The organism is Nonomuraea sp. CA-218870, from assembly GCF_050936535.1.
Lineage (GTDB): Bacteria > Actinomycetota > Actinomycetes > Streptosporangiales > Streptosporangiaceae > Nonomuraea > Nonomuraea corallina.
This window is the reverse complement of sequence record NZ_JBNJMN010000001.1, coordinates 4,910,818-4,925,390: the sequence shown is the minus strand read 5'-3', so window position 1 is coordinate 4,925,390 and position 14,573 is coordinate 4,910,818. Positions and strand designations below refer to the sequence as shown.

Sequence of the window (14,573 nt, the reverse complement as noted above, 5' to 3'; positions counted from 1 at the left end):
TCACGCCGGGGCCCTTCCGCGCGTCTCAGGGGGCTTCGTACACGGCCCGGCCGTCCACGAAGGTCATGCGGACCCGCGTGGTCCAGATCTCGCCGTCCGGCAGCGTGAACGGATCGCGGTCCAGCACCACCAGATCGGCGGGGCGGCCCGGCTCGATCACCCCGGCGGGGGAGCGGTTGATCCACGCCGAGCCCGCCGTGTACGCGGTCATCACGGTGGCCAGGTCGATGCGCTGCTCGGGCAGGAAAGGCGTCTGGGCCGTCGGGTAGCCGGCGTGCACCGACCCGCCCGGCTCGGTGCGGTTGACGGCCACGTGCATGCCCTGCAGCGGGTCGGCGTTCGACACCGGCCAGTCGCTGCCGGCGCAGAACCGGGTGCCGTGCCGCAGAAGGCCGGCGAACGGATACTGCCAGGAGGAGCGCGGCTCGCCGAGGAAGGGCAGGGTCAGCTCGTCCATCTGCAGGTGGTGGGTGGCCCAGAGCGGCTGCAGGTTGGCCGTCACGCCGAGTTCGGCGAAGCGCGGCACGTCCGACGGCTCGATGATCTGCAGGTGGGCGATGTGGTGCCGGTTCGCCGGGTCGGTGCCGGCGAAGCCGTCCAGGGCCTCGCGCACCGCCCGCTCGCCGATCGCGTGCACGTGCACCTGGAAGCCGAGCCGGTCGAGCTCGCGGACGTACTCCTTGAGCTTGACCGGGTCGACGTACGACAGGCCCGTGCCGCCGCACCGGCAGTACGGCTCCAGCGTGGCGGCGGTGAAGTTCTCCGTGATGCCGTCCTGCATGATCTTGACGGAGGTGGCGGCGAACCGGTCCAGCCCTTCGGCCGACGCCCGCCGTTCGAGCAGGTCGTCGATCTGCTCCAGGCCCCGGGCCCGGTCCCACCACAGGGCGCCCACCACGCGCGCCCGCAGCCGCCCTGAGCGGGCCGCGGACAGGTAGGCGGGCAACTGGTCCTGGGAGCCCGCGTACGAGCCCACGATCGCGTCCTGCCACCCGGTGATGCCCAGCGTGAACAGGTGCGCCTGGGCGTCCATCAGGGCGGCGTCGAGGTCCGCCGCAGTGGGGCGCGGGGTGAGCAGGCCGACCAGGTCCATGGCGCCCTCGTGCAGCACGCCCGTGGGGGTGCCGTCCGGGTCGCGCTCGATCCGGCCGTCGGCGGGGTCCGGCGTGTCCCGGGTGATCCCGGCCAGTTCGAGCGCGCGGTCGTTGACCCAGGCGGCGTGGTGGTCGCGCTGGATCAGGTAGACCGGCCGGTCCAGGAAGCCGAGCTGCTCGCGCCGGGGCAGCCCGCCGGGGAAGGCGGACATGTCCCAGCCGCCGCCGGTGATCCAGTCCCGGTCCGGGTGCGCGCCGGCGTGGGCGCGCACCGCGCCGAGGTACTCCTCCAGCCCGTACAGTTCAGCGAGGTCGCACCCGGCGCGTTCCAGGCCGGCCTGCACCGGGTGCATGTGCGCGTCGGTGAACCCGGGCGTCAGCAGCCCGCCGTCCAGGTCGACGGTCTCGTGCCGGGGCGCCTGGGCGGCCAGCTCCCGCTCCGCGCCGACGGCGGCGATCACGCCGTCGCGCACCAGGACGGACTCGGCGAAGCCGCCTTGCGCGGTGAACACGCGTCCGCCGCGGAAGAGGATGTTCATGGGATCTGCTCTTTCGTACGGGCTAAATAAGTGGTGAAACACGACGTTAGCGGCAACGTAACAGGTACCAGGCATCCTTCTCATATGGGATTTCTGCGCATCCGTACCACCGTTGACGAGCGTCCGGGACGGCTCGCCTCCCTGGCCTCCGCGCTCGCGGAGCGGGGTGGCAACATTCTCGGCCTGAGCGTCCAGTCCGACACCGACGGGACCGTCGACGAGTTCGTCGCCGACATCCCCGCGAACCCCGAGACCGTCCGCGAGGCGCTCGAAGCGGCCGGCGGGCGCAACGTCCTGGTGGCGCCCGCGACGGCGCACGAGCTGACCGACGAGCCCACCCGCGCCCTGCTGCTGGCCTCCCGCCTGCGCACGGCCCCCTGGCGGCTCCCCGAGCTGCTCGCGGAGCTGCTGCGCGCGGACGACGCCCGGTGGGTCTATGGTGATGCGGTGAGTGACCTGCCTGATCCCACCCTTCTGGTCGTGCCCGTCGCGGCCAAGAGAGCCGTGCGGCTGCGCCGCGCGGAGCTGCCGTTCACGCTGACCGAGGCCGCCAGGGCCGCCTCCTTCGTCCGGCTCGCCCAGCCGCCGGCGGAGCAGGAAGCGGCCGAGAGCGCGGTCAAGCTCTCCGACGGCTCCGAGGTCGTGATCAGGACGCTCACCCCCGTCTACCGCGAGGCGGTGCGCGACCTGCACGACCGGTGCTCGCCCGAGTCGCGGCGGTTCCGCTACTTCACCGCGCTGCCGTCGCTGCCGCCGCGCATGTTCGAGCGGCTCTGCGACCGCCGCCGCGGCCACTCGCTGATCGCGGGCAACGACGGCCAGGTGGTCGCGCTGGCCAACCTGGTGTTCACCGCCGACCCGGGCATCGCCGAGATGGCGTTCCTGGTCGAGGACCGCTGGCAGGGGCGCGGGCTCGGCTCGACCCTGGCCAGGACGCTCGTGCGCCAGGCCCGCGACCTGGGCTACGCCGAGGTCAGGACCTCCATGCTGGCCGACAACGTCCGGATGCGCAGGCTGCTCGTCTCGCTCGGCGCCACGCTGGTCTACACCGACGACCCCGGCGTGGTGGAGGGGCGGCTGCCCGTGGGCGTCCTGACGTCAGCCTGACCGGCGGTTCTCCGGTCTGGTGCCGAGGTGGCGCTCGATGCGGTCGAGGCTCTCCTGGATCTGCGCGAGCCGCTGCGCCACGGCCGAGCCCGCGGTGAAGTGCGGCTCGCCGGGACGCTCCCTGGGCCCCCGGCTCAGGCGGTCCAGAATCCGCTGCCGCATCGCGACGAAGTCCACCCCCGCGTCCGCCAGGGCCCGCGCGCCCAGGCCCTGGCCCTCCCGGAGCAGGCCGAGCAGGATGTGCTCGGCGGAGATGTAGGTGTGGCGCAGCTGGAGGGCCTCCCGCAGCGACAGCTCCAGCACCTTCTTGGCCCGGGGCGTGAACGGGCTGTGCTCGCCGGGGCGGCTCTCCCCGGGCCCGACCTCCCGCTCCACGAACTCCCGCACCTGGGCCAGGCTCGCCCCGCAGCCGGTCAGCACGTGCGCGGACGCGCCCTCGCCCTCGCGCATGAGGCCGAGCAGCACGTGCTCGGTCCCGATGTAGTTGTGGCCCATGGCCCTGGCCTCTTCCTGGGCGAGGACGACGACCCTGCGGGCTCGGTCGGTGAAGCGCTCGAACACGGGCGGCCTCCGTACGAGTGGGCTGCCTCCACTATGCGCTAAAACCAGCCATGTGGGGTATCTCATCCTGTGTGGATCTTGACGAAGTGGCGGCCCGGCTGTACGCGCTACCGCCGTCCGGTTTCACCGCCGCCCGCACCGAGGAGGCGCAGGCGGCCCGGCGGGCGGGGGACGCCGCGCTGGCCCGCGAGATCGGCAAGCTGCGCAAGCCCACCGTGTCCGCCTGGGCGGTGAACCGGGCCGTCCGCGAGCACCCCGGCGAGCTGGACGAGCTGCTGGCCCTGGGCGAGGAACTGCGCGCGGCGTGGGCCGCCCAGGACCCCCGCTCGCTGGCCGAGGCGACTCGCCGGCGTGGCGAGCTGACCGGCAGGCTGTCCCGGCTGATCAGGCAGGGCGCCGACCTGCCGCCCGCCGCCGTGGCCGAGATCGGCCAGACCCTCGACGCGGCCGTCGTGGACGCCGACGCCGCGGCGCAGGTGCGGCGCGGCCGCCTGGTCAAGCCGCTCAGCTACACCGGTTTCGCCCCCGTCCCCGTGACCCGCGGCGCCGGGCGGAGGAAGCCCCCGCCCGGGGAGGCGGACGACCGGGCCGCCGGGCGGCGCGCCGAGACCGAGGCGCGGAAGGCGAAGGAACGGGCCGAGGCCGAGGCGGCGCACCGCGAGTGGACACAGGCCCTGGCCGAGGCCGAACGGGAGCACGGCGAGCGCGCCGAGAGGGTGGAGCGGCTGGAGAGGAAGCTGGCCAAGGCGCGCAAGCGGCTGGAGGAGGCCGCCCACCGGCTGGAGGTCGCTCGCCGCGAGGAACGGCACGCCCGCGCCAGGCTGGGTGACTAGAGTGCGAATCTGACAAATCTCTGACAGATTCCACGGGAAACGCTATCCGACGCTCCCGGCCCGTGCCTAAGGTCGTCCCCATGAGCCTCGACGCCTTCATCGACGCCCTGCCCAAGGTCGAACTGCACGTCCACCTGATCGGCTCCGCCTCGGTGCCCACCGTGCTCGAACTGGCCCGCCGGCACCCCGACAGGGGCGTGCCCGCCGACGAGCGGGCGTTACGCGCCTTCTACACCTTCCGCGACTTCCCGCACTTCGCCCAGGTGTACGCCGCCGTCAACGCGCTCGTGCGCGAACCGGAGGACGTCGCCGCCCTCGTCACCGGGCTGGCCCGTGACCTGGCGTCACAGGGCGGACGCTACGCCGAACTGCAGGTCACCCCGTACGCCCACCACGTCACCGGGATCCCCAGAGCGGAGGTCACCAAGGCTCTGGACCTGGCCGCGCGGGAGTCGCTCTCCGAGCACGGGGTCGAGATCGCGTACATCTTCGACATCCCCGGCGAGTACGGCGAGGAGGCCGCGAAGATCACACTGGACCACGCTCTCGCAGAACCTCCCGCCGCGTTGGTAGGTTTCGGCCTGGGCGGGATCGAACAGCGGCGGCCCGCGTACCGTGACGCCTTCCGCGACGCGTTCACCGCCGCGCGGGCGGCCGGGCTCCACAGCGTCCCGCACGGCGGCGAGATGACCGGGCCCGAGACCATCTGGGAGGTCATCGACGGGCTCGGCGCCGAGCGCATCGGGCACGGCATCGCCTGCCTGGCCGACCCCCGCCTCGTCGCCCACCTGCGCGAGACCCAGATCCCGCTGGACGTCTGCCCCACCTCCAACGTCTGCACCGGCCAGGTCGCCCGCATCGAGGACCACCCGCTGCCGCGCATGCTGGAGGAGGGCCTGTTCGTCACGCTCAACAGCGACGACCCGCCCATGTTCGCCACCACCCTGGCCGGGGAGTACCGCGTGGCGGCCCGCGCACTCGGTCTCGGCCGGGCGGAGCTGGCCCAGCTGGCCCGCAACGCGGTGACGGCGTCCTACCTGGCCCAGGAGCGCAAGCGGGCGCTCCTGGCGGAGATCGACGCCCTGGCCGGCTGAGCGAAGTTGTCGGAGGCCGCCCCTAAGGTCCCGGTCATGAAGAACGCCTGGGACGAGATCAGGGCCGCCGTCGCGGCCGAGGACGCCGCCGCCGTCGTCAAGCTGGTGGCCGGGCTCGACGACGAGCGGCGTCGCGAGGTGGCCCGCGAACTGCCGCGACACCTGCCCGAGGCCCAGGCGGCAGGCCGGCGCAGGGACACCGAGCGCGAGGAACGGCGCATGGCCGCGCTGCACGAGCTCGCCGCCAGGTCCGGCAGGTCGATCTACGAACTGCCGGACTACTACGCGCACGACTGGCGGCAGGACTTCTGGATCGAGCCCATGTGGGTCGCCGGCGCCGCCACCATCGCGGGTGCCGCCGCCGTCGCCTCCTGGCTCATCAAGCCCGGCCTGGAGCGCCAGTGGGACCTGGAGGACCCGACGACGTTCCGCTCATCCTCGACGTCGTGTCGGCGAGGCCGGCCGCCTGGCAGCGCGACCTCGCCTCCCGGGTCGCGCTCCGGCTGCGCGGCACCCGCCCGGTCGCCGACCGGCGCGTCCGGCTGGCCCTGGAGCTGCTGCGCCGCACCGGCGCCGAGCCGCCCGCGCATGAGCCGCTCACCCTCGCCTGGATCGCCGGCACCCCGCCGGACCGGCTGGCCGGCGACCCGCTCCTGGACGCGATGGCGCCCAGGCTGTTCGAGACCGAGGGCGTGGGCCGGCTGCTCCGCGACGACGCCGGCTGGCCCGCCACCCTCGCCGAGCTCGCCCGTACCGGCAGGATCGCCCGGCAGGCGCTCCTCGACGGCTGCCGCACCCGGTTCCTGCGCGGCGGCGGGGCCGCCGACATGCGCTTCTTCGTCCGCCTGCACGAGCGGCTCGACCCCGCTCCCGAGGAGCTCGCCGGCCGCCTGCCCGACTACCTGGCGCTGCTGCCCGCCGCCGCGGCCAACGTCGCCGACCTGGCGCTCCAACAGGTCCGTCGGCTCGGGCCGGTGCCTCCGGCCGACGCCGGCGAGGCCGTCCAGGGTCTGCTGTTCCGCAAGGAGGGCAAGCTCGTACGGGCCGGGCTGACCTGGCTCGACCGGCTGCTCAAGGAGGACGGGGGTGACCTCGACGCCTACGCGCCCGCGCTGGCCGTCGCCCTGGTCTGCGAGGCGGCGGACGCCCGCGAGCGCGCGGTGAAGCTGGCCGTCAAGCACGCCTCCCGGTTCGGCCCGACGGGCGCCGAGACGCTCCGCGAGGCGGTGGCGACGCTCCCCGCCCACCAGGGGGCCGAGCTGGCCGCGGCCTTCGGCGGCGACGTGGCCGAGCCGGAGCCGGAGACCTTCGTGCCCGGCACGCTCCCGCCCGCGCCGAGGGCCGCCCCGATGCCGCCGCCCATCCGCACCCCTGAGGAACTGGCGCGGCTCACGCCGCGGGAGGGCAACTGGATGGGGGAGGAACGCTGGCTGGACGGCTTCGTCAAGCTCGCCTCGGGCCCCGGACGCGACCGCCTGACCGCCGCGCTGGCCGGGCGCACCGTGACGGACGACGAGTACGCCTGGCGGCCGTGGTGGCACACCGCTCAGTGGATCGGCGCGATGGCTAGGGAGCTGACTGATCCGGGGGCGGAGAGCCGGGTGCCGCACGCCGCCCCGCCGGAGGAGCGGATCCCGGAGATGACGCACGCCGCAGCCTGGAGACTCATGCCGCTCATGCGGTACGCGGAGGTCCACCGGGCCCTGGCCGACCGGCGGCTGCCTCCCTTTCTGCTGGCCACGCCCACCCGGGCCAACGGCCTGCTCGACCCGGAGACGCTGGTGGAGCGGCTCGAAGGGTACGAGCGCGCCGGCGTGGAGGCGCTGCCCCTGGACCTGCGGCAGGCGCTGCTCCGGATGGGGCGTGCCGCCGGGCCGGAGGTGGCGGCGCGGGCGGAACGGCTCTCCGGTCCGGCGGGACGCAAGGTCGCCCGCTGGCTCACCGACCGGCCCGCCGATCCGGAGGTGACGCTCCGCAGGGAGGAGCACCAGGGCGGGATCCAGGTGTTCTCGGAGTTCTCCTTCGGGCCCGAGCACCGGGAGGCGGTGGGGGATCTGCTGGTGCACCGCTGGCACGAGGAGTCGCCGGACCTGACGCTCGCCGTCTTCGCCGGGCACCGCGAGCTGGTCGCCGCCCGGTGCGCGTGGTCGTCGTTCGCGTACTTCGGCGCGTTCAGGAGCGTCCCCCTCGACCTGCTGGCCACCGCCGACGGCCCCGCGGGACCGGGGATGTCGTGGCTGCTGGCCTGCCGGCTGGTCAACGACTACGACGGCGAGGCGGTGGAAAGGTTCCTGCGGCTGGCCGCCTCGGGCGGGGTGGCGGGGGAGGAGCTGGGCAGGCAGCTCGCCGACGTGCTGCGGCACTCGGAGGAAGGGCCGAGGTACGCTCTCGCGGCGCTCAGGGAGGCGGCCGGGCGGGGCGCGCACCGGGAGGTGTGGGACGTCATGACCGGATGGCTGCCCGCCTGCCTGCCGGGGCCGGGGGAGCGGGCCACGACGGCGCACACGCGGGTGGTGACGCTCGCGGCCGACGTGGCGTCCTGGGCCGGCGCGCGGGGCGAACTACCCGTGATCGCGGAGCTGGCGGCCCGGTCGCGGGGCAGCGAACTGGTCCGGCAGGCCCGCCGCCTGCACGCCTGCCTCACCGCCTGACGCGGCCACACGGTTGATCTTGTCCGCCTTTCCGGGGGCCGCCGGAGTTGCCGCTGCTCGCCCACGGCCGCCGCCCTGGAAGGGCGAGGAGAAGGCGCCCAGCGGCTGCTGATCATGGCGTACCCGGGGAAGGGGACAAGCTCGTCACGTACCGCGAGTCCGCCGGGAGCCGCTGAGACGTCCGCTTCCCCAAGCGCCGGAAGCCGGACCGCCGGAAGGCGGGGCGCCTTGAGGCGGCCCCGCCTCGATCAGGTGGCGAATCGCTCGCTACCCGGCGTACGTCTCGAACTCGGCCACCTTCGGCGTGCCGGACGACCCGGTGATCCGGAAGGTGATCTTCTTCAGCGTGGTGGGGGAGAAGGCGATGGCGCCCGCCCCGCTGCCGGAGGCCAGGACGGCGGAGGTGTCGTGGTTGACGACCTGCCAGGACCCGATGGACGAGCCCGACGCCTCACGGATGACGATCCTGGACACCGTCTGGGCGGAACCCCACTTGACCGAGATGTCACCGGTCGAGCCGGCCGGCGACCAGTGGGTGCCCAGGTTGCCGTCCACCACGTTGCCGTAGCTGGTCCCGGAGGCCTTGCTGGAGCCGTCGGCGCCGGCCCCGATGCTGAGGTTGGGGCCGCCCTGGGTCGGGGTGACCGTCGGGGTGACCGTCGGGGTGCTGGTCGGCGTGTTCGTGGGGGTGTTCGTCGGTGACGGCGACTGCGGGGTGCAGCTGCCGTCCGACACCCGCAGGCCCTTGCCGGCGCCCGCCGTCTGGCTGACGACGCTCGGCACGCAGGAGGCCCCGTCCATGCTGTAGGAGTACGGGACGCTGACGGAGGTGTTGGACTGGGGGTTCGGCCCGGCCGGGTTGTGGTCGCCGCTGCGGGCGGACCAGGTCACGTTGTCGAAGATGTTGCCGCTGACCTGCCAGTAGCCGGCCTCGTCGGTGTAGAAGGTGCCCAGGACGTCCTTGGAGTTCCTGAAGTAGTTGTTCTCCACCTTGGCCCGGCCGCCGGCCCGGGAGTTGATGCCTGACTCGTTGATGCTCACGTACGAGTTGTTGTAGATGTGCGCGATGCCGCCCCGCAGCAGGGGCGTGCGTGAGTCGATGTTCTCGTACAGGTTGTGGTGGAAGGTGACGTAGCCGTTCGAACGGTCGCTCTCACTCGATCCGATGAGCCCGCCGCGGCCCGAGTTGCGCAGGATGCTGTACGACAGCGTCACGTACTGCGTGTCGTCCTTCATGTCGAAGAGGCCGTCGAACCCCTCCGACTCGCCGCCCGAGGCCTCCAGGGTGACGTGGTCGACCCAGACGTTGCGTACGCCGCTCTCCATCCCGATGGCGTCGCCGCCGTTCGACGTGGGCGAGCCGGACTTCTTGACGTTCCGGACCGTCACGTTCTGGATGATGATGTTGCGGGCCTCGCGGATGTGGATGCCCAGTTGGTCGAAGACGGCGCCGCCGCCGACCCCGACGATCGTGACGTTGCTGATCTGCTTGAGCTCGATCACGCCGGCGGCGGTGTTGCAGCTGTTGCCCGACACCTTGCCGGTGTTGCCGTGGTTGATGGTGCCCTCGACCTGGATGATGATCGGAGTGCTGCTGCTCGCCCGGTTGCACAGGGCCGTGTGGATGGCGGTCCCCGTCGTGGCCCGAACGGTCTGCCCGCCGGCGCCGCCGGTGGTGCCGCCGTTGGCGGTCGCGTAGCCGGTGACGCCGCCGGCGGCGGCCGAGGCCTGCAACGCCGGCGAAGCCAGGCCGAACGCGGCCGCGACGGCCGCCGTGGTCAGCACGGCCGGGAGTCGCCATGCGACTGGTCGTCTCATCCTCGTCCTACCTCTCTCTTGTCAGGCTGGGGGGTCGATGCTGTGGTGGTGAGGCCGATCAGAGGCGGGCGCCGATGTCGGCGCCGTAGGCCGGCCGCCGGGTCCGGGTCGCCGCCGCCGAGTTTGAAGCCGTTGCCGTCGGCGGTGTAGTCAGGCAGGTCCCAGCCGCGTATCGCGTTGCCGCCGCCGGACCCCTCCTTGATCGCGACTCCGTCGGCGCTCTCGCCGTTCTCGCGCGGGTCGCGGTTGCCGTGGCTGTCGAGGTCGACGATCTGGTCGCCGCTCGACGTGCCCTGCAGGTGCAGGCCCGACTCGTGGTCGTCTCCGGTGACCAGCCGGTCGAAGATGTTGCCGGTGCGGACCGCCGGTGTGGTCTCCGCCTCGTACCGGGTGGCGGCCGCGTGCGCCGGCGACACCCTGGCGAGCATGTCGGCCACGAGGGCGGCGCGGGCGGTGACCGTTCCGAGGCGCATCAGCCGACTCCTTGGTAAGCGCTTTCCGAAGTGCTGCCGACTCAAGCACAGCACCCGGATCACGGAAAGCCGGTGGGACCACGACCCGGCCACCGGAGCCGCTCACCGCCTGCCGGGCCGTGCCTTCGCGGCCGCCGCGACCGCGGGCCGACGCAGGTCGGCGGGGGTGGAGGGAGGCAGGGAGCGGGCCGGGCCGGGTCCGGCCGAAGCGATGAAACTTTCACCGCGCCGACCCGCCTCTCGCCGCGGCCGTCCGTCCCGCTGACACCCGTACGGTCGGGCCGGGCTCTCCGGTCACCACGGCTATCGCGGTGCCTGTCCCGGGTCGAAAGCGCCGGCGTGATTCCTGGTCATGGTGATGAGGCCGGCGGTCTCGACAGGGAGTGAAGATCGGCGGTTGTGTGCCGGTCGAGCCGGGCCAGTAGATCGTCCAGGTCGGAGGTGGTGAACCTCCACCGGAACGGCTGTGCCGCGGTGTTGTAGCGGTCTTCGAATGCTCGGAGCCTCAGCAGAAGTGGATCACCATGCGATGGGGGGTCTTGCTCATGCCGTCTCGTGATGGAGGGGGTCCAGGGCGATGAGTTCTTCCTCCGACAGGCGCAGGGAGCCGGCGGCGACGTTCTGGACGAGGTGGTCGAGGTCGCCAGTGCCGGGGATGGCCAGCACGTGGGACCCCTGGTGCAGCGTCCAGGCCAGGCGGATCTGGGCTGCGCTCACGCCGTGGGCGCGGGCGATGGTGTGCACCTCCGGGCTGTCGGCGATGATCGCACCGGCAGTGCGTCCGGCGCCGGCGATCGCGTAGAACGGCACGAACGCGATGCGCTGTTGACCGCAGAGGTCCAGGAACTCCTTCTCTTCGGACGATGCGCCGATGCCGTACATGTTCTGGACGCAGACCACCGGCGCGATGGCCTGGGCCTCAGCGAGGTGGTGGGGGCGGACGTTGGACAGGCCCAAGTGACGGATGAGTCCGGCCTCGCGCAGTTCGGCCAGCGCGCCGAAGCGTTCGGCGATCGAATCGGTCCCGACGATGCGCAGGTTCACCACGTCGAGGTGGTCACGGCCGAGCTGGCGCACATTCTCCTCGACCTGGCCGCGCAGCTGCTCGGGAGTGGCGTGCGGCAGCCACTGCCCCGAGGGGTCGCGGCCCGGTCCGACCTTGGTGGTGATGACGAGGTCGTCCGGGTAGGGGGCCAGCGCCTGGTTGATCAGCTCGTTGGCCGAGCGCAGCGGCGAGAAGTAGAAGCCGGCGGTGTCGATGTGGTTCACGCCGAGCTCAGCCGCGCGGCGCAGCACACGGATCGCCTGGTCACGGTCGCGTGGGACGGCATCGGGTGCCAAGGCCTCGCCGTGCTGCGGCAGGCGCATCGCGCCGAAACCGATCCGGTTGACCGTCAGGTCGCCCAGCTTCCAGGTGCCCGATGCCGCTGCGGTGATCGTCTGTGAGGTCATGACGGGATGATCTCCGCGCGGTAGGCTGGCTCGCCATTGATTCATGCATGCCTGAATCTATTGAGGAGGGGTTGTCCTGGCGGAGCTGGCGTTCTCGACGAGCGATCTGGCGCAGGTGCGGTTCGCCGTCTCACCGATGTGGGAGGTCGCGCCCAGCTTCCGGTTGCTGATGTCCGGCACGACGCGTTCGGTCCACCGACCCTGGGTCGACCAGGTACGGCCGCGCCTGGTGGCCGCCGGACTGGACCGGGGATGGCTCTACGAGTTGATCCCGCCCAGCGGCGGCTACGTCCCCGACTTCCTCAACCCGGCCCCCACCGGACCGGCCCCCACCCTGGAGGCAGAGCGGGACGCGATCCGGGCAGCGCCCGCCGACCGGGTACGCCATGACCTCAACCACCTGGCCCGCCACCAGGGAACCCTCGGCCCTCGGCTACGAGCCCTGCACAACGACCCTCAGGGCCTCCTCGCCAAGGTCACAGAGGAAGTCGAAACCTACTGGGGACTGGCACTCGCGCCCTACTGGGCACGAATCCGAGCAGTCCTGGACGCGGACATCCTCTACCGGGCCCGCCTGGCGGCCGAGCACGGCACCGGCCACCTCCTCAGCGACCTGCACACGTCGCTGAGCTGGGATGACAACGCGCTGCGGATGGCCCGCCGAAAGCAGCCACTGACCCGCACGACGGCAGGCACGGGACTCCTGCTGATCCCCTCGGCCTTCACCGGAGCAGGGCTGCGCACCCGAACGACGCCGCCGGATCCACCCCAGCTCGCCTATCAGGCGCGTGGTGTCGGCTCACTCTGGCAGGCACGGCCCGTTACACGGGCCGACACCCTCTCCGCCGTACTAGGGCGCTCACGGACCTTGCTGCTGACCGAGTTGGAGGTCCCGGCCTCCACCACACAGCTGGCCCACCGCACCGGACTCTCCCTGGCCGGGGTATCCCAATACCTCACCGCGCTACGTAACGCGGGCCTGGTCAGCGCCCACCGCGCCGGCCGGTCCGTCCTCTACGCGCGCACCGCCGCAGCCGAAGTCCTTCTCCAAGCCGCCTCCGCCTGAACTCACGTCAACCCCGAAGGACTTCCCGCGCCGGCCACCAAGAGTGATGCCATCGGTGCCGGGTCTTCGACGTGTCTGCACGTGCAGAACGCCGAAGGGCTCGGGCCGGAGACGTCGGCGGCCGCCCGCCGGAGATCATCCGGGGGCGGCCGTCTCGGAGAACGTCAGGGGGAGGCGATGCGGCCGAGGCCGGGCGGGATCTTGCCGGCCGCCGCGCGGTCCAGCAGGAACAGCGTGCGGCGGCGGGCCCGCGCGCCCGCCGCGGGCACCTGCACCGGGCCGGACTCCGACAGGGCCAGCCGGACCGCGCCCGACTTCTCCTCGCCGGCCGCCACCACCCACACCTCGCGCGAGCCCTGGATGGTCGGCAGCGTCAGCGAGATCCGCGTCGGCGGCGGCTTCGGCGCGCCGTGCACCGCCACCACCGGCCGGGTGTCGTAGAGCGCGGGCATCCCCGGGAACAGCGACGCCACGTGCGCGTCGGGCCCCATGCCCAGCAGCATCACGTCGAAGGCGGGCGCCGGGCCGTGGTCCTCCGGCCGGGCGGCCTTGGCCAGCTCGACGGCGTAGGCGTCGGCCGACTCCTCGGCCGACAGGCCCGAGTCGGGGCCCACCATCACGTGCACCCGCGACGGGTCGACGTCCACGTGGTCGAGCAGCGCCTGCCGGGCCCCGGTCTCGTTGCGCTCGGGGTGGCCCGACGGCAGGAAGCGCTCGTCGCCCCACCAGACGTCGAGCCGGCGCCAGTCGACGGCGTCCCGGGCCGGGGTGTCGCGGATCGCGGCCAGCGTGGCGATGCCGACGCTGCCGCCCGTCAGCACGAGTGACGCCGAGCCCTGCGCGGACTGCACGTCGACCAGCCGGGTGATGATCCGCGCGGCGACGGCCTTGGCCAGCACGTCGGCGTCACGGTGCACGACAACAGTGGGAACGCTCACCTGCATCACCTTAGTGGGCGTACGTACGGGCGAGCCGTTTGACGGCCAGTTCGTAGGTCTCGTCGGAGTCGAGCCGGCGCAGCTCCTCCGCGAGCAGCTCCGACAGGTGCCGGCGGGTCAGCGCGACGTTCCTGTCCGGCTGGCCGGGACGCGACAGCGTGGCCAGCCGGGCGTCCTCGCGCACCACCGCCAGCTCGCCGCCGTCGATCGTGAGACGCACCTCGGTGAGCCCGGGACCTCCGGACTCGGCGACGCCGACCGGGACGTTCAGCCGTTCCGACAGCCAGGCGGCCAGCAGCGGCGCGCTCGGGTTGCCGGGCGAGCCCGCCACCCGGCCGCCGTACACCTCGCCCACCGGCTGGTCGAACGCGGCCGCCAGCAGGCTGCGCCATGGCGTCAGCCGCGCCCACGCCAGGTCGGTGTCGCCGCCGGCGTAGCCCTTGGCCCGGTCCATCAGCGAGGCGACCCCGTCGGCGGCGGTCTTGGCGTCGGTGAGCCTGCGCTGGGCGAGCATCCCGATCGGGTCCGCCGACGGCACCTCCGGCGCGCGGCTGGGCCACCAGGCGACCACCGGCGTGTCCGGCAGCAGCAGCGGGCTCACCACCGAGTCGGCGTGGTCGGTCAGCTCCCCGTAGAGCCGCAGCACCACCGTCTCGCCCGGCGCGGACTCGCCGATGCGCAGCTCGGCGTCGAGCCGGTTGACCTCGTCGGTCTCCCGGTTGATCACCACGAGGATGCGCGACGGGTGCTCGCGCGCCGCGTCCGTGGCCGCGCGCACCGCGTCGTACTGGTCGCGCTCCTCGCACACCACCACCAGCGTCAGCACCATGCCGACCGCGGGCGCGCCCATCTGGTGGCGCAGCTGCGTGAGCTGACTGGCGATCTTCCCGGCTGTCGTGTCAGCCAGCATGAAGGTGGTCACGAACGCTCCTCCACCGGTCCGGTGA

The 14,573-nt window shown here is 72.9% G+C and carries 11 protein-coding genes and 1 pseudogene; 5 read left to right on the top strand and 7 right to left on the bottom strand.

Annotated elements, in window-relative coordinates:
- Nucleotides 1–25 precede the first annotated feature (25 nt).
- The gene (locus ACQEUU_RS23750) at nt 26–1,633 is read right to left on the bottom strand and encodes an amidohydrolase (RefSeq protein ID WP_433069456.1); all 1,608 of its coding nucleotides are present in this window, start codon (nt 1,631–1,633) and stop codon (nt 26–28) included.
- A gap of 84 nt (nt 1,634–1,717) precedes the next feature.
- Here ACQEUU_RS23750 and ACQEUU_RS23745 point away from each other — a divergent pair, with 84 nt between their 5' ends.
- The gene (locus ACQEUU_RS23745) at nt 1,718–2,740 is read left to right on the top strand and encodes a GNAT family N-acetyltransferase (RefSeq protein WP_433069453.1); all 1,023 of its coding nucleotides are present in this window, start codon (nt 1,718–1,720) and stop codon (nt 2,738–2,740) included.
- A gap of 135 nt (nt 2,741–2,875) precedes the next feature.
- Here ACQEUU_RS23745 and ACQEUU_RS23740 read toward each other — a convergent pair.
- Nucleotides 2,876–3,301 (bottom strand): annotated as a pseudogene (locus tag ACQEUU_RS23740) (Clp protease N-terminal domain-containing protein); the annotation flags it as partial.
- Between the two features lie 71 nt (nt 3,302–3,372).
- On the opposite strand from ACQEUU_RS23740, the gene ACQEUU_RS23735 reads away from it, so the two are divergent.
- The 3 genes from ACQEUU_RS23735 to ACQEUU_RS23725 all read left to right on the top strand — a co-directional run bounded on the left by ACQEUU_RS23735 (nt 3,373) and on the right by ACQEUU_RS23725 (nt 7,879).
- Nucleotides 3,373–4,134: a hypothetical protein gene (locus ACQEUU_RS23735; RefSeq protein WP_433069451.1), complete on the top strand. Its 762-nt coding sequence runs from the start codon at nt 3,373–3,375 to the stop codon at nt 4,132–4,134.
- 80 nt (nt 4,135–4,214) lie between these two features.
- Nucleotides 4,215–5,228, top strand: coding sequence for an adenosine deaminase (gene add / locus ACQEUU_RS23730; protein WP_433069448.1), 1,014 nt, complete (start codon nt 4,215–4,217; stop codon nt 5,226–5,228).
- 446 nt (nt 5,229–5,674) lie between these two features.
- Entirely contained in the window at nt 5,675–7,879 is a 2,205-nt protein-coding gene (locus ACQEUU_RS23725) for a DUF6493 family protein (protein WP_433069445.1), read from the top strand.
- Between the two features lie 267 nt (nt 7,880–8,146).
- Here ACQEUU_RS23725 and ACQEUU_RS23720 read toward each other — a convergent pair whose 3' ends face one another.
- The 3 genes from ACQEUU_RS23720 to ACQEUU_RS23710 all read right to left on the bottom strand — a co-directional run bounded on the left by ACQEUU_RS23720 (nt 8,147) and on the right by ACQEUU_RS23710 (nt 11,622).
- Nucleotides 8,147–9,697 (bottom strand): pectate lyase family protein, encoded by a 1,551-nt coding sequence (locus ACQEUU_RS23720; protein WP_433069442.1) that lies wholly within the window; start codon nt 9,695–9,697, stop codon nt 8,147–8,149.
- Nucleotides 9,694–10,170 carry a hypothetical protein gene (locus tag ACQEUU_RS23715; RefSeq protein ID WP_433069439.1) on the bottom strand — a complete coding sequence of 159 codons (477 nt, stop codon included), beginning with the start codon at nt 10,168–10,170 and terminating at the stop codon, nt 9,694–9,696. The genes ACQEUU_RS23720 and ACQEUU_RS23715 overlap by 4 nt, the downstream gene beginning before the upstream one ends.
- Before the next feature lie 543 nt (nt 10,171–10,713).
- On the bottom strand, nt 10,714–11,622 hold the full coding sequence (locus ACQEUU_RS23710) for an aldo/keto reductase (RefSeq protein WP_433069436.1): 909 nt from the start codon (nt 11,620–11,622) through the stop codon (nt 10,714–10,716).
- 136 nt (nt 11,623–11,758) lie between these two features.
- On the opposite strand from ACQEUU_RS23710, the gene ACQEUU_RS23705 reads away from it, so the two are divergent.
- Nucleotides 11,759–12,688, top strand: a complete 930-nt coding sequence (locus ACQEUU_RS23705) for an ArsR/SmtB family transcription factor (protein ID WP_433069433.1) — start codon at nt 11,759–11,761, stop codon at nt 12,686–12,688.
- A 164-nt stretch (nt 12,689–12,852) separates the two neighbouring features.
- On the opposite strand, the gene pgl is transcribed toward ACQEUU_RS23705, so the two are convergent.
- Both pgl and ACQEUU_RS23695 read right to left on the bottom strand, forming a co-directional pair.
- The gene (gene pgl, locus ACQEUU_RS23700) at nt 12,853–13,626 is read right to left on the bottom strand and encodes a 6-phosphogluconolactonase (RefSeq protein ID WP_433069431.1); all 774 of its coding nucleotides are present in this window, start codon (nt 13,624–13,626) and stop codon (nt 12,853–12,855) included.
- Nucleotides 13,627–13,636: 10 nt separating this feature from the next.
- The gene (locus ACQEUU_RS23695; protein ID WP_433069428.1) at nt 13,637–14,548 is read right to left on the bottom strand and encodes a glucose-6-phosphate dehydrogenase assembly protein OpcA; all 912 of its coding nucleotides are present in this window, start codon (nt 14,546–14,548) and stop codon (nt 13,637–13,639) included.
- Nucleotides 14,549–14,573 lie beyond the last annotated feature (25 nt).